Annotated in this window: 16 protein-coding genes; 6 read left to right on the top strand and 10 right to left on the bottom strand. The window is 62.9% G+C overall.

Annotation, left to right across the window (positions count from 1 at the left end):
* Positions 1-68: 68 nt before the first annotated feature.
* The gene (locus ACP7EG_RS07035; RefSeq protein ID WP_426087039.1) at positions 69-2,411 is read left to right on the top strand and encodes a M28 family metallopeptidase; all 2,343 of its coding nucleotides are present in this window, start codon (positions 69-71) and stop codon (positions 2,409-2,411) included.
* 15 nt (positions 2,412-2,426) lie between these two features.
* On the opposite strand, the gene ACP7EG_RS07030 is transcribed toward ACP7EG_RS07035, so the two are convergent.
* Positions 2,427-2,681, bottom strand: a complete 255-nt coding sequence (locus ACP7EG_RS07030; RefSeq protein ID WP_426087038.1) for a hypothetical protein — start codon at positions 2,679-2,681, stop codon at positions 2,427-2,429.
* A 20-nt stretch (positions 2,682-2,701) separates the two neighbouring features.
* Positions 2,702-3,487, bottom strand: coding sequence for a DNA/RNA non-specific endonuclease (locus ACP7EG_RS07025; RefSeq protein WP_426087037.1), 786 nt, complete (start codon positions 3,485-3,487; stop codon positions 2,702-2,704).
* Positions 3,488-3,714: 227 nt separating this feature from the next.
* Here ACP7EG_RS07025 and ACP7EG_RS07020 point away from each other — a divergent pair, with 227 nt between their 5' ends.
* Positions 3,715-4,242, top strand: coding sequence for an SRPBCC family protein (locus ACP7EG_RS07020; protein ID WP_071077181.1), 528 nt, complete (start codon positions 3,715-3,717; stop codon positions 4,240-4,242).
* 73 nt (positions 4,243-4,315) lie between these two features.
* Here ACP7EG_RS07020 and ACP7EG_RS07015 read toward each other — a convergent pair whose 3' ends face one another.
* From ACP7EG_RS07015 to ACP7EG_RS06990, 6 genes are all read right to left on the bottom strand, one after another.
* Positions 4,316-5,329 (bottom strand): response regulator, encoded by a 1,014-nt coding sequence (locus ACP7EG_RS07015; RefSeq protein WP_426087036.1) that lies wholly within the window; start codon positions 5,327-5,329, stop codon positions 4,316-4,318.
* On the bottom strand, positions 5,322-6,419 hold the full coding sequence (locus tag ACP7EG_RS07010) for a hybrid sensor histidine kinase/response regulator (RefSeq protein ID WP_426087035.1): 1,098 nt from the start codon (positions 6,417-6,419) through the stop codon (positions 5,322-5,324). The genes ACP7EG_RS07015 and ACP7EG_RS07010 overlap by 8 nt, the downstream gene beginning before the upstream one ends.
* Positions 6,419-7,762, bottom strand: a complete 1,344-nt coding sequence (locus ACP7EG_RS07005) for a sensor histidine kinase (RefSeq protein ID WP_426087034.1) — start codon at positions 7,760-7,762, stop codon at positions 6,419-6,421. The genes ACP7EG_RS07010 and ACP7EG_RS07005 overlap by 1 nt, the downstream gene beginning before the upstream one ends.
* Positions 7,762-9,156 (bottom strand): class I SAM-dependent methyltransferase, encoded by a 1,395-nt coding sequence (locus tag ACP7EG_RS07000; RefSeq protein WP_096235609.1) that lies wholly within the window; start codon positions 9,154-9,156, stop codon positions 7,762-7,764. Before ACP7EG_RS07000 ends, ACP7EG_RS07005 begins: the two co-directional genes overlap by 1 nt.
* A gap of 368 nt (positions 9,157-9,524) precedes the next feature.
* Positions 9,525-10,550, bottom strand: coding sequence for an AraC family transcriptional regulator ligand-binding domain-containing protein (locus ACP7EG_RS06995; RefSeq protein ID WP_426087033.1), 1,026 nt, complete (start codon positions 10,548-10,550; stop codon positions 9,525-9,527).
* Positions 10,550-11,452 (bottom strand): GGDEF domain-containing protein, encoded by a 903-nt coding sequence (locus ACP7EG_RS06990; RefSeq protein WP_426087032.1) that lies wholly within the window; start codon positions 11,450-11,452, stop codon positions 10,550-10,552. Before ACP7EG_RS06990 ends, ACP7EG_RS06995 begins: the two co-directional genes overlap by 1 nt.
* 306 nt (positions 11,453-11,758) lie before the next feature.
* On the opposite strand from ACP7EG_RS06990, the gene ACP7EG_RS06985 reads away from it, so the two are divergent.
* Both ACP7EG_RS06985 and ACP7EG_RS06980 read left to right on the top strand, forming a co-directional pair.
* On the top strand, positions 11,759-14,299 hold the full coding sequence (locus ACP7EG_RS06985; protein ID WP_426087031.1) for a TonB-dependent receptor: 2,541 nt from the start codon (positions 11,759-11,761) through the stop codon (positions 14,297-14,299).
* A gap of 17 nt (positions 14,300-14,316) precedes the next feature.
* Positions 14,317-16,170 (top strand): phytase, encoded by a 1,854-nt coding sequence (locus ACP7EG_RS06980; RefSeq protein WP_426087030.1) that lies wholly within the window; start codon positions 14,317-14,319, stop codon positions 16,168-16,170.
* A 111-nt stretch (positions 16,171-16,281) separates the two neighbouring features.
* Here the strand turns inward: ACP7EG_RS06980 and ACP7EG_RS06975 are convergent, their stop codons facing one another.
* Positions 16,282-16,626: a hypothetical protein gene (locus tag ACP7EG_RS06975; protein WP_426087028.1), complete on the bottom strand. Its 345-nt coding sequence runs from the start codon at positions 16,624-16,626 to the stop codon at positions 16,282-16,284.
* A 247-nt stretch (positions 16,627-16,873) separates the two neighbouring features.
* On the bottom strand, positions 16,874-17,287 hold the full coding sequence (locus ACP7EG_RS06970) for a hypothetical protein (RefSeq protein ID WP_426087027.1): 414 nt from the start codon (positions 17,285-17,287) through the stop codon (positions 16,874-16,876).
* Between the two features lie 317 nt (positions 17,288-17,604).
* Between ACP7EG_RS06970 and ACP7EG_RS06965 the strand changes: the two genes are divergently transcribed.
* Together ACP7EG_RS06965 and ACP7EG_RS06960 are read left to right on the top strand one after the other, a co-directional pair.
* Positions 17,605-18,144 (top strand): hypothetical protein, encoded by a 540-nt coding sequence (locus ACP7EG_RS06965; protein WP_426087026.1) that lies wholly within the window; start codon positions 17,605-17,607, stop codon positions 18,142-18,144.
* Positions 18,137-18,856, top strand: coding sequence for a hypothetical protein (locus ACP7EG_RS06960; protein ID WP_426087025.1), 720 nt, complete (start codon positions 18,137-18,139; stop codon positions 18,854-18,856). Before ACP7EG_RS06965 ends, ACP7EG_RS06960 begins: the two co-directional genes overlap by 8 nt.
* Positions 18,857-18,864 lie beyond the last annotated feature (8 nt).

Genomic DNA, 18,864 nt, shown 5'->3' with positions numbered 1-18,864 from the left:
TTGGCAATCTGGTTATCTGCATACTGTTTTTCGACTCTTCCCGAGTGAAAACCATGACAAGGATAACCATGCAGCTGTTCCCTCCCCACCTTTACGCCACGTGCGTCCTCGCCGCCGCTACCCTGCCTGGCGCCCTGTACGCGCAAGTGCCGGCCCTCGCCGGACAGTGGCAATTCCAGACGGCGACGGGCACGACCACGACGAATGGCGTCGAAGTCGACCTGATCGACACGGGCATACTCGACATCACCGAAGAGCAAGGCGGCATGCGCGCAACGATCGCGTGGCTCGACGAACGGGGCCAGCTCACGCCGCCGCGCACGGTGCATGGCATGGCCAGCCCGGCCGGCACCGTCTTCCGGCACGGCGGCAAGCGCGTCAGCACGGGGAGAAGCGGCAAGGATGTGAGCACCGACGTGACGATCCGCTGGACCTTGCAAGCCAAAGGCAACGTGCTGAGCGGCGAACGCCTGGTCGAAACCGATGAGAACGAACCCAAGCCGGTGACGGGAACGCGGCTCAGGGAACGTTATGTGCCGCCGGTGCTGCAGGCCGCGCTGCCGGGAACTGCGGCAAGCGCCACCGCGCGCGGCCCGTCGACGCCGGCCGAACGCGCGCGCGTGGTGCAGATGGCGCAAGCGGCGCAGCACGATCCTCTGGCGCTGCAGCAGCGCGATGGCGCCTGGCTCAGCGCATGGATCGATGCCATTCCCGACCTCACGTTCGACGCCAGCATGCCCGATGACTGGCTGAGCACCGCCCCCACGCCGGCCACGCGCGAGGCGCTGCGCTTCCAGTACCTGGCCAGCGTGATGGCCTTCCAGATCGACCACCCGGAACAAGCCCGGCAGCAAGGGGACCGCGACCTGGCGGGCATGCAGGGCGTGCTGCGCGCCTATGAAACACTGCTGCACCAGGATAAGCTGAACCGTTCCGCAAAACTGGACGCGGCGCTGGCGGCGCGCCAGCAAGACAGGCTGCCCGCCTTCCTGGCTACGCTGTCCGGCAGGGATGCCAGCATCGAGGCCACGCCATCACCATCTGGCGACGCCACGGCGCGCCGGATCGTGGCGCTGGGCACCAGCGAGCCGCGCGCCATGGACTGGCTCGACATCCTGAGCAACCGCTTCGGGGGCCGCATGGCAGGCAGCGACGCCTACACGCATGCGGCGCAATGGGCGCGCATGCAACTGCGGCAATGGGGCGTGCAGGCCGAATTGGAAGAAGCCGGTGACATGCCCGTCGGCTTCAACCGGGGCCCCTGGTCGGGCAAGATGCTGGCGCCCCAGGAGCTGCCTCTGCGCATGGCGACGCCCGCCTACACGGCCGGCACGCGTGGCGTGCAGCAGGGCCGGGCAATTATGGGGCCGGCCACCCTGGAAGAGGCGCAGCAGCGCGCTGCGCAATTCAAGGGAAAATGGGTGCTGACGAGTGGTGAAAGCGGCGGTGGCGGGCGCGATGGCAAGACCATCCACAAGCCTAGGGCCATCACCCGGCTGCTGATGCAGGCCGGCGCCCTCGGCACCATCCAGTCTGGCGAAGAACCCTTGTATGCCGCCAGCGCGGCGCCCGCTACCTGGGCGACCCTGCCGACCTTGCCCGACATCAAGCTGGCCGCGCCACACTACGCCGACATCCGCCAGCGCCTGGCGCGCGGTGAAGCGGTCACCCTGGAATTTGACATCCGCAACTGGTTCTATCCGGGCCCGGTGACGTATCACAACGTCGTCGCCCGCATTCCCGGCACGGAAAAGCCGGAAGAAATCGTGCTGATCGGCGCCCACCTCGACAGCTACGATGGCGGCACGGGCGCGGCCGACAATGGCGGCGGCGTGGCCAGCATGCTGGAAGCGATGCGCCTGCTGGCCAAGTCCAATGCCAGGCCGCGCCGCAGCATCATGCTGGTGGCCTTCGGCGCGGAAGAAATCGGCCGCAAGGGTTCGTTCGCGTTCGCCGAGCGGCATGCAGGTGAATTGAAGAATATCGTCATGATGCTCAACCGCGACGGCCGGCCCGGCGCCATCGACGGCATCGCGATTCCCACGGCCTGGAAGAGCGTGTTTGGCCGCGTCGAACTGGCCCTGCAAGACATCCACCCCGTGTTCGGCTTCGCCACAACCATCAACGATGTGCCGCGCGATGCCAGCAAGGCGATGAATGCGCGGGCCGGCAGCGATGACGCCGTCTTCAGCCTGCATGGCGTGCCGACGCCGAAATTTACCGTGCTCGGTGATTTCGACTATGCGCGCGTGCATCACACGGTACTGGACACGTATGACAACGTGCTGCCTTTCAGCGCGGCGCAGCAGTACTCTGCCATCGCCATCGCCCTGACCGCGTATGAAGTTGCGAATGCGCCGGAAGAGATCAGCCGGAAGGGCTACTATCGCGCCGCCAGCCCGGCAAAATAGGTGCTGGCCCCAACGTTACTCGAAGGGATTGGCCACCGACGTCACCTCGGGCGGCGGCAACTGGTCGGGCAGTTCCTGCTTTTCCAGCTGCGCCACCACGTCGCCCAGCAGTTTTTGCAGCTGTTTCGCCAGGGCCAGGCCCGGCTTGTCCAGGGTCAGGTCGATATCGCCGCTGATGCTGATGCGGTCGATGCGGTTTTCGATGCTCAGATTGCCGATTTCCAGCACATCGCTTTCATTGGCATACGGGACGAATTTCTTTGCGCACATGGAATTTCCTTTCAATGGTCTTATTTTTTGGACTTGCTATTGATCTTGGGCAAACTCAGCATGCGCAGCTTTTGCTGCCGCGTCAGCGACGGTAACAGATCGATGCCTATCCTGTCTTCCAGTTGCGCAATGCTCAGCATTTCATACGCCTTGGTATCGACGTTTTCGATAAAGTAGGCGGCACCGGCGCGCTGGCGCGGGCTGTACACGGCCTTGTACAGGTGGCTGGGCACGATCACGCGCCCCACCTTGCGCAAGTTACCGCCAATAAAAGCCGGCCCCGTAATCACGTACAAATCGCCCTCCTTCTTCGCCATCTTGCGCACGGCGCCTTCGATGCCGGCCCACACATAGCGGTTGTTGCGCGCATCCTGCGGCACCATATTGGCCAGGGTAAAGCTGTCGCGCTGGCTCTGGCGGTCCGGCATGTCGCCGTTCGGCGCCATGTGGCCACGGTCGAAGCCGCTGCGCGCATAATCGGCCAGTTCCGCGCGCTGGGTGGCGGGCAGCTTGCGTTCGGCGTGGAAGGAGTTTTCGCGCGACAAGTCCTGCGCCGCTTCCAGGTTGTTCGCCGTCAAGTGCTCGGCCGACCACAGGGGCGTACGGGTGATCCCCGAGTGCATCACGCCAAACACGTTGTAGCACAGCTCTTTGGTCGCCACATCCAGCTTGGGGTTGGTGATTTCCGGCTTGCGGCCATCGACGTAATGGGCGGGACAGGCATCGGCATGCGCCAGGTTCGCGGCAAAGGCGGACGCCAGCAAGCCGCACGCCAGGGTCAGCCTGGCGATCGATCGTTGAATCATATTTCCCTAAGTGAAATCGTTGCAGGCCAGCATTCTAGCGGACGCCGGCCCTCACCACAAACCGGCACACACCTGGCGTGCGCGGGTGCGCGCGGCGGCGAACGAGCGTGCAGGCGGTCCTGCGCAGAGCTGGCGCAAATAAAGGCCAAGCGGCTGCGCACAGCCATTCATATCTGCTAAGATTGCCTTGATTCGTTCGCATCGACCATTCAAGATCTGGAGAGCATATGATCAAAAAAACCCTGCTGCTGATCGTCGTCGTCGTCGCCGCCATCCTCGGCTATGCCACCACCAAGCCCGACACCTTCAGTGTCCAGCGCGAAATCACCATCAAGGCCCCGCCCGAGAAAATCGCCGGCCTGATCACGGACTTCCATTACTGGGCCGCCTGGTCGCCGTGGGAAAAACTCGATCCGGCCATGCGCCGCACCTTTGCGGGCCCGGCCAATGGCCTGGGCGCGCAATATGCGTGGCAAGGCAATGACAAGGTGGGCGCCGGCCGCATGGAAATCACGGAAGCGGCCCAGCCCGAGCGCACCGTCATCAAGCTGGACTTCCTGAAACCGTTCGAAAGCCATAACACCACCACGTTTACCATGACACCCGAGGGCGACGGCACCAAGGTAAACTGGACCATGACGGGTCCCAGCCCTTACGTCAGCAAGGTCATGACGGTGTTTGTCAGCATGGACAGGATGATCGGCAAGGATTTTGAAAAAGGCTTGAACAACCTGAAGGCGGCGTCAGAGCGCTAAGCTCTGTTCGCAGCAAGCAGAAACAGGGCCCGCGCGGCCCTGTTTTCTATGGCGCTTCCCCTTGCGGGCCCCGTCAGAACTGCTCGATCCAGGCCGCCAGGTGGTCCGGCGTGAGCGCCGGTTCAGCCTGCACTACCTTGCCTTGCAAGCCTTGTTCCGTCTTGCTCAGCTGCAAGGACCAGCCGCGCCGCGCCAGCCACAGCAAGCTGGCCAGCCAGAATGCGTGGATGGACGAGACGGGCGTGGTGGTCGGCGTTTCCAGGAATTCCGTCAGCAGGCGTCCATCGAGGAACAGAGCCGTGCCGCCCTGGTTTTGCAGCGCCGCGCCAAACACGGGCAGCAGCATGTCGATCGCTTGCTCCACGCCGCGCCCCGGGTGCTCGCGCTCGAGCGTGTCGAGCTGCTGGCGCACGGCGGCGGCAAAGGCGGTGCCGCGGAAGGCTTCCGAACTGACCAGGTCGGCATAATCCATCAGCAGCCAGTCCGGCTCGGGTGGCGTGACGCCGGCCGTCAGGGCCGCCGACAGATACGCTTCCACGGGCAGCTGCTGTTCCGGACCAGCCAGGCTGGCGCACAGGGCGTACAGGGTGCCGATGCGGTTGGCGACGGCTTGCCGCTGGCGCACCATCAGTTTTTCGCGCAGCAGCTGGGCGTGTTCATTGCGCAGCCGCGCCAGTTCCAAAGCCTGCTTGAGTTCCATGCGCAGCGCCGCGATATCCCACGGCTTCTGGATGTAGCGGTGGATCTGCCCCTGGTTGACGGCCTCCACCGTGTGCTCCAGCTCGGAATACGCGGTGGTCAAAATGCGCACGATGTGCGGATAGCGGTCCCAGGCATAGGACAGCAATTCGTTGCCATAGGCACCCGGCATGCGCTGGTCCGACACCAGCACGGCGATGCGCTCGGCCTGCGCGTCGAGGATGCGCTTGCCCTCCTCGACCGAGGTGGCCGTCAGCACGTTGGCCAGCGGCGCGATGGCGCGCTGGAAATATTTGAGGGCGTTGGCCTCATCATCGACATAGAGTATCGTCGGCAAGCCTTGCGCCGGCTCACGCTGAGCCGGCAAACGCAGATTGGCGTCAATCATGCTCGTTCCTTATATGTACTGGAAAATTCAGGGTTACCGTGGTGGCACTGCCAAATTCGGTAGCGATATCGAGGTTGCCGCCGAACGATTGCATCATGCGGTGGCAAAACACCATGCCCCAGCCCTTGCCTTCGTCACCGCTGGCGCCGACGGGATCAAGCAACAGCTGCGCAACAATCTCGGGGGCGATGCCGGCGCCATTGTCGCGCACCGTGATACGGCCCGCATCGATGCGGATGCCGATCGCAGGATGGTCTTGCTCGCCGGCCGAACGCAGGGCATTCGCCAGCACGGACGATAAAATCAGCGCGACGCAATTGGGCGACTCGGCAATGGCGAAATCCTCGCCCTGCTCGAGCGTGATGGCGGCGCGCTGGGCCGTGCTCAAGGGATAGCTGTCGAGCAAGGCAGCCAGCAGCTGGCGCGCGCTGCCGGCGCTGCGTCCGCCCTGCATGCCCGGCCCGGCGCTGGCCAGGCGCACCGTGTCGACAAAGCTGGCCAGCACGGACAAACAATAGCGTGCATTGTCGTGCATCAAGGCGGCCGCTTCGCCGATCTCGGCCTGTGCTGCGGCGTCCGCCTGCGCGCGCCGCGCGATGCCGCGCGCAAAATTGGCGATGGCCGCCAGCGGCGTGTTCAATTCGTGCGCCAGAAAGGCCAGCGATTCCTCCATCGCCACCAGGCCCTGGCGGCGCGCGGCGCGCTCGCGTCCCGTCTGCACTGCCAGCTGCAGCGCCGTTTGCATGGCGGCCAGGTCGAGCGGCTTTTCCAGCAGGCGGAACAGCGAGCCGCCATTGATCAGTTCCAGCAGCACGTCCTTGTCCGCATACGCCGTCACCAGCATGCAGACGATGTGCGGGTAGCGCTGCGCCACTTCCTGCAGCAGCTCGCTGCCCAGGCGATCCGGCATGCGGTAATCGGTAACGAGCACATCGATGTTGGCGGCCTCATCTTTCAGCATGGCCAGCGCCGCATCGACGCTGTGCGCCGTCAGCACGCGGTAGCGCGCACCGATGGCGCGCTCGAAGTACTTGCAGGCAAGCGCTTCGTCGTCCACATACAGCACGCTGGCGCGGCTATCGTTGTCCATTAACGCCCCTCCCAGTCGGAGCGCTGCAAGTCGAAATTCATGCTGGCCCACTCGCCCAGTTCGCTTTCGGCGGAGAGGGTGCCGCCGTGGCGCTCGATCACGCCATAGCTGATGCTCAGGCCCAGGCCCAGCCCCTGCCCCACTTCGCGCGTGGTGAAGAACGGTTCGAACACGCGCGCCAGGTTTTCCGGGGCGATGCCGGGGCCGTTGTCGCGCACGCTGATGCGCAGGCGGTTCTCGTCCCAGCGGGCCGTGATGCGGATCTCGAACGGCGGCGCATTGCCCTTGCGCATGGACAGCACGGCATTGCCCAGCAAATTGATCAGCACGCCCACGATGGCCGCCTCGTCGCCGCGCACCAGGGTGTCGACCGGCAGGTCGTGGCTGATGCTGACATTCTTCGTTTCATGCCCCACCAGGCGGATGGCCGCGTCGAGCGCGCTGCGGAACTGGAAGTGTCCCGTTTCCAGCTGGTTGCCGCTCTTGCGGTAGGCAAAGGTCTTCAAGTCGGACACGATGTGCTGCACGCGCAGCATGCCCTCCTTGGCGTCGGCCAGACATTCGCTCACCAGCGCGCTTTGCTTGGCGGCCGGGTCTTCGATGGCCACCTCGATGGCCATCATGCAGAAATTCACGGGGTTGTTGACTTCATGCAGCATGCCGGCGGCCAGGGTGCCGATGGCGGCCATTTTCTCCTGTTGCAGCATCTGCCCCTTGATATCGGCCAGGCTTTTATTCGTTTCTTCCAGCTGCGTGTTCTTTTGCGCCACTTCCGCCTTCAGCTGGAACAGCATGAAGCGGGCGCGCTCATTGAAATAGGTGAAGACGGCGCTGATGCTGGCCGACATGATGAGGAACAGGCAGTTGACGACAAACGTGGCCGGCAAATCGAAGCCGCCCGCATGCCAGGTGCAAGCGGCCACGTACAGCAGGCAGGAGATGGCGCCGAAGACCATGTTTTGCCACAGGCCGAAGGCCAGCACGATGCCCGAGGAATAGATGGCCAGGGTCATGCCCACATAATAGATCGAGGTGGCGCCTTCCGTGACGGCGATCATCCAGGCGATCATGATTTGCGGCAGGATCAGCCAGACGAAGGTCAGCCCCTGGATGCGGTCTTGCGCCCAGCGCGTACGCATGGCCAGCACGACGCAAAAAATCAGCACGGACACGAGAATGCGCGCACTGGTGAAAGCCGACTGCTTGTCCGGATACAGGGCCGAATCGAGGCCCATGCCAAGCAGGATCAGCACGATGCCCGTGTAAGCCCCGCCGCGGCTGAATTCCAGGCGAAAGTCGCGCAAAACGGCCGTGTAGCCGGCGTGCAGGCCTGGAGTATCCATCAAGGAATGCTCACTTCCGCAAACACATTCACGCCTGTGGCGTCGACATAGATTTTCGGCTCCGTCGCATGTTCAGGCAGCAAGGCCGACAGGCCCGCTTCATTACGATAGATCAGATGCCACTCCAGCAAATGCTCCATGCCGAACTTGCCCGGATTGTTCGCGTGCACATTGGTGACGAGCAAACGGCCGCCCGGCCGCACGCGCGAGGCGAAATGCAGCAGCAGGCGCGCGCAGACCTTGTCGGACAGGTAGTCGAACAGGCCGGCGCAATACACGGCGTCGAAACTGCCAGGCAAGCCCGTGATACCCGAGCCATGGCGGCGCTTGAGCAGGTTGTGCACGGAGTCGTGTACGTAATCGATTTCCGCTACTCTTCCCGTACGCTGCATGATGGTGGTCAGGCGCGCGCGCGTCCAGTCCAGGGTCTCGCTGCTGAAGTCGACCAGCTCGAACGCCAGCCACTGCGCATCCGGGCACGTTTCCAGGAAACGCTGCACCTCGATGGCCGGGCCGCAGCCCACATTGAGCACCTTGTAGACGTGCCCGGCAACACGCGCCTCGGCCGCCTTGTGCGCCAAAAACTCCGTCAGGATATCGATGCGGTTGCGGTGCGCCGTGGCGACAGCCGCCTGCAAGAAGGCTGCATTGACGATCTGGAAGTAGGTACTCGGACCCTGGCGCGGATCGTCGAGCAGCTGATTGACCATCTGGTAATCGCCCGCATAGCCGAGCGGTTTGGTAAACGTGCGGAAGACGAACGGCGCGCGCAGGATCAGCGGGTGCAGCGCCGTCTGGGCAAAGGCCCGGTGGGCCGGCGCCCGTTCTTCCTCGACCAGCGAGGCTTCCACCTCGAGCTGGCGCAAGTACAGCTGGGTTTGCTCCATCAGCGGCAAGGCCAGCTCGTCGAAGATGTCGGCGCGCAAGCGGCCGTTTTCCTTCGGCAGCGAGTCCGACAAGTCGACCTGCTCGACCCAGCGCGCCACCTCCGACAAAAAGGCGCGCATTTCGTTGACGACGATCTGGTAGTCGCGGCGGATGCGGAAGCGCTCGCCCCAGCCGGCGACAAAGGCGCTGGACTCTTTCGCCACGGCGCCCTTGACTACCACCACGTCGCTCAGCTCGCGCCACTCGTCGATCAGGGTGACGGAAACGATGGCGGTCAGGCCCGTGTTGACGCTGCTGATGACGACGGCCTTGCCCACATAGGCGTTCTTCGCCCCCATACGCACCGTCAGGTCATTGAGCACCTCGCTGACCTGCACAATCGAGTAGGGATTGTAGATTTCCATGACCAGCGAATTGCGCTGCAAGTTGAAAATCGTGCCGCGCACCGCCTCACCCTGGGTGTTACGGAAACTGACGACTGGATCGATCTGCGATTGTGAATACACGATTAAGCATTATCAAGTTGCCCGGCTTCCGGCGCACCACGCTGGGCGCGCCAGTTTCCAGGCTGGGTTAAGGCACGGCACAACGGTCGTCGCCGCCGTACCGGAGCGCCTCAAAGCGCGTCTGTTCGCTCTCTGGTCGAGTGTACTATGGATGTAGCAGAACGGGCAATTGTTCCCTCTGGTACGACTGTCCGTGGCGCTGGCGCGCAACGCCCAACAAAACCCGCGCGCGCCACAGGGAATGGGCGACGCCCATCAAAACCGTAGCGAGCGGAAGTGAATTGCGGCCGAGAAGCGCAACTGTGCTGTAGCACAGTGAGCATCGCAGGCCGTAAGTCACGACGCGCAGTAGGTTTTGATCGGCGTTCTCATCCAGCAACAAACAGGGCCAGTGCATGACGCAACAGCTGTGGCGTTTGCCCCGTCCAGCGCTTGAACGAGCGGCGAAAGTTGGTGGCATCATGAAAGCCGAGGTAGGCGGCCACGGCATCGTTGTCGTAGCCATGCGCCTGGAACAGGTAGATGGCCTTGTGCGCGCGCACCTGGTCCAGCTCGGCCTGGAAATGCGTGCCATGGCGCGCCAGGTGGCGTTTCAGGGTGGCGGGACTGACGCCAAACTCCTGCGCCGTGCGTTCCAGCGTGGGCGCACAGCGGATATTGGCCAGCAGGTAGTCGTACAGCGCGCCGAGCAGGCTCGCCGCCGGCACGGGCGCCAGGGCCGCCGCGCGCAAGGCCAGCGCGGCCGCAGTGGCATTGCCGCGCGGCCAGGGTTTATCCAGCCAGCTGGAATCGATAAGCATGGCATCGACCTGGCAATCGAAACGCAGCGCCTGGCCCAGGTGCACTTCATGCTGCTCCACATGACGGGGCCGCGCGCGGTTAAAGCAGAAGCGCCACGGCAACGCCTCGCCGGCCAGCCAGCGGCACATGGCCGCCAGCGCCGTCATGTGCATTTCCACCAAAAAAGGCAGCTGGCTGGGCGCGCCGAACGCATCGACCCAGTACAGCACGTGCAGCTCGCCCGCCTCGCGCAAACGCGGTTGCAGCAGCGGACACAGCAAGGTATGCAAGCCGCACAGAATGCTCAGGGCCTGGCGCAGATTCTGCGCCTGCAGCAAGGCATGGCTGGCCGCGCCGTAATGGCCGGGCAGCATTTGCTGGCCCAGCATGAAGCTGGTGTCGGCACTGTCCAGGCCGCGCGCCACATTGGCCAGCAATTGCAGGTACTGGGCGGCGCTGACCTGGCTTTCCGCACACGGCAGCGCACCGCCGTCGAGGCCCGTGCCCTTGAGCAGCGGCGCCACAGCCAGCTCGCGGCTGCGCGCGTAGTCGAGTACCAGCGCCGGCTGGTGATGGGCCGCGATGCTGGGGTCGGCTTGCTGGTTCAGCAGCATCAGGCAGGTGCGACGGAACTGATCCCGGCACCGGAGCGCGGCATTTCCACGGCACGGCTCAGCTCGGCCAGCACCACTTCCGGCACGCCATCGGTAAGCGAGCAGGCATGCCGCAGGCTCAAACGGATTTCGCGGTTGTCATTGGCGTGGTGCCGCATCTGCCCCACCATGGCGCACAGGTGGCGCGCCTTCACGGCCGCATCCTCGCGCGACACGCCCGGCATCAGCACGGCAAAGCGGTCGCCCGCATAGCGGCACAGCAAATCGTCATTACGCAAGTTCAGCAGCAGCATATGGCCCACGGCTTGCAGCACGCGGTCGCCTTCGCGGTGGCCGTATTCGCGGTTAATCAGGTGAAAACTGTCGATATCGAGCAAGACCAGCGCGCAATCGAGGCCGGGCCGGCGTTCCTGTTCCAGGCGCATCTGCGTGCGCAGATAGCTGGCGTCGGCCAGCTGCGTGATGCGGTCGAAGGCGCGGTGGTCGCGGAACAGGCGTTCGCGCTTTTGCAGGTGCTCGTTCAGGCGGAACTGTTCCTGGCGCCAGTAATACATGCCGATGGTCAGCACCAGCATGCCAAACGGAATCAGGGCTTCCAGCCAGTTGTCCCACACGGCACTCTTATCGACGGCAAAGAATTCATCGAGGCAATCGGCCCAGGACCCCAGCATGATGGCGCACAGGCCGCCGGCGATCAGGCTCGTCACCCGTCCCCGTGGACGGCTGCTGAGAGTAAACAAGAACCAGATGCCCGCCATGACGGCCGTGCCGCCTTCGCAGACGATATCCATCCACTTCCAGATGGCAAACGGTTTAACGTGGCCTAGTATGGCGTACAGGAAAAAGAACAGGGGCAATGCCAGCGCGGCGGCAATCAGGCTGTTACGGTGCAACGGCAGCATGTGGGGAACCTTTAAAAGTGGTGCTGCCGCCACGATAGCGCCCGCCCATGACGGCACGATGACATACGCTGCGCCCGTGCGGCAGGTGCAAACGGCTCAACATGAGCAGAGCAGCTGATGCAAATCCGGCAAGCCGCTTCCCATGCGCCCTGCGCTGGCAGGTCATTTCAGCTCACCACGTTTCCTTTTCGGCCGGAAAGCGTCCATCAGCCCTTGTTTTCAAGGTGGCAAGCCCGCCCCTGTCACGCAACCGTCATATTTGCTGCCTAGAATCCGCCCGGTTCCCTACCCCTAACCGAGCTCTTCATGAAAACCATGCACACTTCCTTCCCCTCCCCGCTGCGCCTGACGGCCCTGTCCCTGGCCATCATGGCCGTCTTCAGCGGTCCAAGCCAAGCGCAAGCGCAGGCACAGGACGATGGCCAGGCGGCCGCCACCGTCGTCGTCAGCGGCCAGCGCGCCAGCCTGCGCAACGCCATCGCCGCGCAAGAGAAAGCCGACAACATCATCAGCGTCATCAGTAGCGACGATATCGGCGGCTTGCCCGATAAAAACGCGGCCGAGGCGCTGGCCCGCTTGCCGGGCGTGTCCGTGCAGCGCGACCAGGGCGAAGGCCGCTACATCACGGTGCGTGGCCTGGGGCCGGACTTGAATGCGGTGACCATCAACGGCGCGCTGGTACCGTCGCCGGAAGCGGGCCGCCGCGCCGTGGCGCTCGACATCCTGCCTGCCGGCCTGATCCGTACCCTGGAAGTCTCGAAGACTTTACTTCCGGAAATGGACGCCAATTCGCTGGGCGCCACCATCGAAGTCAAATCGCTGTCCGCCTTCGACTTGCCGGGCAAGCTGCTGTCGGCCAACGTGGGCGCCAGCCATGATGAAAAGACGGGCAAGACCAGCCCCAGCGGCGGCGCCCTGTGGGCCCAGCGCTTCCTCGATGGCAAGCTGGGCGTGGCTGCCGGCCTGAGCGTGGAAAAGCGCTCGTTCGGCTCCGATGACGTGGAAACGGGCGGCGCCTGGAGCAAGGGTAAATTGTCTGGCCTGGAGTTGCGCGACTACCTGCCCGTGCGCAAGCGCGGCGCGCTGGCCATCAACCTCGACTACCGCCCGGAAGCGGGCAACAGCTGGTTTTTGCGCTCTTTTGTGAGCGAATTTTCCGACGATGAAGTGCGCGACCGCCTGACCATCAGCAATATCGCGGGCGGCAGCCTGGCCGAAGGCCAGACGGCCGGCGCGCGCGCCGAGCGCCGCATCCGCCAGCGCAAGTACACGCAGCAAGTGCGCTCGCTGGTCCTGGGCACGCAGCAGAAATCGGGCGACTGGACCCTGGACGTGAAAGGCGGCATGAGCCGCGCCACGGAAGACACGCCGGAGTCCTTGAACGACGGTCGTTTCCGCGGCACCAGCAATTTTGCCGGCATCAGTTTCACGGATACGCAGGAGCCGACATTGAGCGGCCCCGCCTCGCTGTACGATCCGGCCAGCTATGCGCTGAACGCCATCACCCTGCAAAAGCGCTACTCGAAGGACAATGAACACCACGCGCGCATCGACCTGGCGCGCAAGTTCGATATCGCCACCCTGAAATTCGGCGCCAAGCTCAGCCGCCGCGAAAAGACCAATGACACGGATCAATGGGCGTATAACAGCAGCAAGGCCAGCAGCGGCAATTACTGGGGCGCCGGCTCGACCTCGATGAGCAACTTCGTGCAGGGCCACACGCTCGACTACGACTTGGGCAACATCGGCGTGGCGCTGGACCCGCTTCTCATCCGCGCCCGAGTGGCCGGCCTCGACCGCGACAAGGCGCGCCTGGCCACCGAGTCCATCATCAACGATTACCGCATGCATGAAGACATCAACGCCATGTATGTGCAAAACAGCTACGACTTCGACGCCTGGCACATCCTCGGCGGCGTGCGCGCTGAACGCACCAGCTTTGAAGCGGCCGGCTCGCAAGTGGACAGCGCCGGGTTGGCCACGGCATTGACGCGCGAACGCTCGTACACCAACTGGCTGCCGAACCTGCAAGCCCGTTATGACGTCGATCAAAAGACCAGCGTGCGGGCCGCCTGGACGCAAGCCGTGGTGCGCGCCAACTTCAGCCAACTGGCACCCGGCATCAGCCTGGCCAGCAACACGGAAGCCGTGATCGGCAACCCGGACTTGAAACCGCTGAAAGCCAACAACCTGGACCTGGGCATCGAAAGAGTGCTGGGCAACGACGGCGTAATGTCGGCCTACGGTTTCTACAAGGACATCAAGAATTTTACCTACACGACGAACCTGGCCGGCACGGGTCAGTGGGCCAATTACACCTCGGCCACCTCGTATGCGAACGGCGACGCGGCCAAGGTGAAAGGCATCGAACTGGCCTACATGCAGCCGCTGCGCATGCTGCCGGCGCCGTTCAACAAGTTTCTCGTCGGCGTGAATGGCACCCTGAGCACCTCGAGCGCGCAAATCGGCCGCTACGACAAGGCCAGCAAGCAGCAGATGAACCGCGACATCCGCCTGCCGGGCCAGTCGAACCAGGTCATGAACTTGATGTTGGGCTATGAAACGGGGCCGGTGAGCGCCCGCCTGGCGCTCAACTACAAGTCGCCGTACCTGCTGGAAATGGGCGGCGACATCCTCGATCAAAGCCAGGACCACATCGTCGACAGCCAGAAGCAGCTCGATTTCTCGCTGTCCTACCAGATCAACAAGCAGTTCCAGGTGGTCTTTGAAGCGGCGAACCTGAACAACGAGAAATACTATGTCTACCAGGGCACGAAGCAATACAACGTGCAGAACGAACAATATGGCCGCACTTTCAAAGTGAGCCTGAAAGCCAGCGCCTTCTGATGATGATCCCCAATAACATGAAAAAAACCGTACTCTGCAGCGCTTTGCTGGCTTGCCTCAGCGGCATCGTGCAGGCCGCCCCCGCCAACGCCTTACCTTCCTTCACGCAGGAAGCGGAAGAACTGACCCGCCTGCCCGGCGGCGGCTGGCTGACTTTGGACAAGCACGGCTTGCGTCTGTTCAATGCAGCCGGCCAGGAACAGGACCGCATCGCCGTGCGCGCCAAGCAGCTCGACACGCGCCTTGACGGCAATCAAGTGCTGGCCGTGTTCCTGGAAGCGGACACGCAGCGCCCGCTGCCCGTCTCCGTCGATGTGCAAGCCGGCAAGCTGGTCAAGCTGGCACCGTTTCCCGTGCCGACGTTTTCCGTGGAAGCATCGTGTTTGTACCGCGACGCGCAGCAACTCGATCATCTGTTCTTGATCGGCAAGGATGGGCAAGCGGAACAGTGGGTGATGCAGGGAGAACAGCGCAGCCTGGTGCGCAAACTGGCTTTGCCGCCGCACGCGAAGCATTGCCGGGTCGACGATGGCGCGCAGCGCCTGCTGGTGAGCGAGTCCAACATGGGCGTGTGGGCGTATGACGCCGATTCGGAGGGCATGGGCAAGCGCGAAGTGGTGGCGCTACGCAAGCCGTACGGCCAGCTGGACGGCGGCGCCGGTGCGCTGGCCGTGCTGCCCGGTGGCGTGGCCGTGCTCGACGGCAAGGCGGAAAAGCTGCACCTGTTTGCGCATGAAACCGGCAAATGGACGGCGCAGCCAGCCCAAGCGGTGGCCTTGAACGTACGCAAAGGCGACAGCCAGCTGACGCTGGACAAGGGGTCGCTACTGCTGCGCGGCAAGAACGGCTGGCAAGCGCGCCCCTTGAAATGGAATGGTAAGGCGGAAACGCAGCCTGCGGTAGCCATCATCGCCCCGCAGGCGCAGACGGCGCCGATGGCGCGCCAGGGCGACGCGGCCGACGACCCGGCCATCTGGCTGGCCAGCGATCCTGCCAACGCGCGCATCCTCGGCACCAACAAGAAGCAGGGACTGCTCGTCTACGACCTGCAAGGCAAGCAGACGCAGCTGCTGGAAGTGGGCCGTTTGAACAACGTCGACGTGCGCCAGAACATCCAGTTGGGCGGCAGCAAGGTCGACCTGGCCGTGGCCACCCAGCGCGACGACAACAGCATGATGCTGTTCACCATCAATGCCAGCGGCGAGGTGGCGGAAGCGGGCCGTTTTCCTACCGGACTGAAAAGCATCTACGGCATGTGCTTGTACCAACCGGCCAGCGGCGGCGTGCAAGCGTTCATCAACGACAAGGATGGCACTATCCAGCAATACAGCATCGGTCTGAGCGGCAACCAGTTCAGCGCCACCCTCTTGCGCAGCTTCAAGGTTGCCACGCAACCGGAAGGCTGCGTGGCCGACGACGCCAACGCCCGCCTCTTCCTGGGCGAGGAAACGCGCGGCATCTGGACCACCTCGGCCGACGCCGCCAAGCCCGATGCCCTCACCATGGTCTTGCCCGTGGGCGCGAACCTGACGGCCGACGTGGAAGGCATGGCCATCTACCGCAAGCCGGGTGGCAAGGCTGACACTGGCTACCTGATCGTCTCCAGCCAGGGCGACAGCAGCTACGTGGTGCTCGACGCGCAAGCGCCGTATAAAGTACGCGGCCGCTTCAAGGTGGGATTCAACTTGCCCGCCGGCATAGACGGCACATCGGAAACGGATGGCCTGGAAGTCACCTCCGCCAACCTGGGTGGCGCGTATGCGCAAGGCATGCTGGTGATCCAGGACGGCTACAAGCGCCTGCCCGATGGGCCTCAGAACTTCAAGTATGTGGCGTGGGGGGATGTGGCGAAGGCGTTGGAGCTGGAGTAAGTTAGCAACAACAGGGGCCAGCCTCACCGCCAGAGTGTATAAGTAAAAGCAGTGCAGGACATCCATGCCATGCATGGATGTCCTGCTGCGCTCACGTGCCCGGGTGTTTGCCTATGGCGATATCCAATGGTACTTTTCCAGCACGCGGTCATGCTTGTCCAGCGTCATGGACCACGCTTCCATCCCGAGCGTCAGGCGATTTTCGTACCACAAGCGTACCACGCAGGGTTCCTGGCATGGCGTCGAGGCATAGCGCTCGAACAGCTTGCCCTGAAGCTCCACATGCGATGGTGCACCCAGTTCAGCGATCACGGCTTCCCGCGCAGCGCCCGGCTGGATCATGGCATAGCCTTTTTCCCTAGTGTGGGAGATCACATGACATGCCGTGACGTACCAGACGGGACTGAGGAATAGCAGCCACAACACGGTTTTTTTAAGTGATATTTTCAATTTCATGCCTTACTTCCCGTTAAATCTGTTCAACGCGCTATCCAGGCCAATTGGAATGGCCCCTCCTTGCGGATCACTTTGCAATACGGAACTGCTCAGTCCGTGTCCGTTTGTTGGCACTGACGCCATGCCGCGCAAGCACCCGCCCGATGGACCGCAAAATTTCAAATATGTGGCGTGGGGGGGGATGTGGCGAAGGCGTTGAAGCTGGATTAAATTAGCAACGGCCGGTCCTTCGAGAGCGGCCCCGGCACTATGCGCGCGGCATATCGATATGAAATGGCAGCCGCTTACCGCATAAGTCCACCATGCCCGACACAAGCAGGCGTCGTGCCGACAACTCAATGATGTTGACAGCCGATACGTCACCGTACTCCATCATATACATGCCCGACTCCTCCGCCTCGGGATGCGTATCGAGCATCCCGATCGCAAACGCTCCTCCCTGCCCTCCCGGTATGCGCAAGCCGTGCAGGAAAAACGCAGGCGGATACAGCGCCCACGACCATTCCGCGTCATCGGGCTCGGTCAAGCGCATAAACACATCGTCGTCCCCATGGATATCGATGTTCAGTTCCACCATGCCAGTGCCATCTTCTTCCAGGCTGATGCTTGATTTCGCGATATCCACGTCAAAATTGGTGTCGCCGATACTAAAAACAGTCATTCAATACTACTCCGGGTTACAGGTAACTATGCGGCGCGACAGGCGGCAAGTGGGGATTCAATCGGTGGTCGCAACACTGTAACCTGGATCTATCGTGACAGAGAAGAGATTGCTGTGAAAACGATCTCAAATCCATTGGACCTTAGGTGCCTGGATGATTCTGATGGCAATGATTAACATCGACAGCTTGTCGGTCATCTTTACACTTCCCCGCGACTGCCACGGGCAATCCTGAGCAAGCATTAATTTAACAGAGCTGCCACGGACTGGCATAGTTAATGCATAGCTAATCCCATGATGCCAACCAGGGGATTTCCATGCTCTATACTCTACACAAATCGTTCTGTCGCGCGCTGGCCGCACTCATACTGCTCGCGCTGGCACACAGCGCGCACGCGCTGCCGCTACTCACGCTCACCTCAACACAGACCACCATGCCTGCCTCGGCCGGTGGCAGCGTCCAAATCACCGGCAGCATCATCAACCGGACTAACACGGCGCTGGACGCGACCGACCTGTTCCTAAATTTCGGCAATTTCGATCCAGCTGCGTTGACGCCACAGCAAACGTTGGGACTGGTCCTGTTCAGCATTCCCAGTTTTTCGTTCAGGGACAATGTTGCCCTGTTCACTATCGACGTGGCGACCAACGCGCTGCCCGGCGCGCATACGCTCGATGTGATGCTGCAGGACCTTAGCGGCAACTTCTCCGACGTCATCAGCTTCAGCTTCCTGGTCGACCAAGTGGTGGCCGTATCGGAGCCGCCCACGCTGGCCATCATGCTGGCCGGCCTGGCTGGCATGACCGGCATGATGCTTTGCCGTACTGTCTCCAACCATGGAGGCAATCATGGCTAGCAAGCCACAGATCGGCACGGGCAACGCCACGGTCATCAACACCGGCGAAGAAGTCATCGTCTCGATCACTGTGACCAACATCGGTAGCGAGACCGCCAGCAAGGTGTTCCTGACCGGCGCCACACTGGGTGCGGCACGGCGAATCAGCCCGCAGAATTTTCCGGTGTACATCGGTAACCTGACGAACGAAGGCAGCGGCAGCATAGGCGCCAGATTCAGCCACACCGGGCTAACGCCCGGCCAGCAATACCTGCTGACCCTGCGCGGCACCTACGAGGCCGGCGGCACGCTGGGCTTCGTCGTCAATCGCTACGTGATGATTCCGCAGCCGGCGCCGTATGCCACGCCACGTCTGCGCTCGCATGTGAACGTGCTGCTGAATAACGCCACGTGGACCTACACCATCTTCAACGACGAGCCGCTGGGCAGCTCCTTGTATATCGCCGCCTTCCACCTCGACATCGTGGCACCCACCACCGTCACCGGCACGCCACACGGCTGGCAGTCCGAGTCCGACCTGATGACCTATGTGGGCTGGATTTCTGGTGATGCCCATATCGCGCCCCAGCAAGCGCTTGGCGGTTTCGAGATCCAAAGTCCAACCGGGCGCTCCGAGTCCACCTCCTACAGCCTGACCTCCTGGGACCATGCGGCCAACAATGCCGGACCGGTGGGGCTGGACTCGGTACTGTCGCCATCCAGAGCACGATAGGTGAACGA

This window comes from Janthinobacterium sp. PSPC1-1, from assembly GCF_049897625.1.
GTDB classification, from domain to species: domain Bacteria; phylum Pseudomonadota; class Gammaproteobacteria; order Burkholderiales; family Burkholderiaceae_D; genus Janthinobacterium; species Janthinobacterium tructae.
The sequence above is the reverse complement of the archived record's forward strand: the minus strand, read 5'-3'. Positions and strand labels throughout refer to the sequence as shown.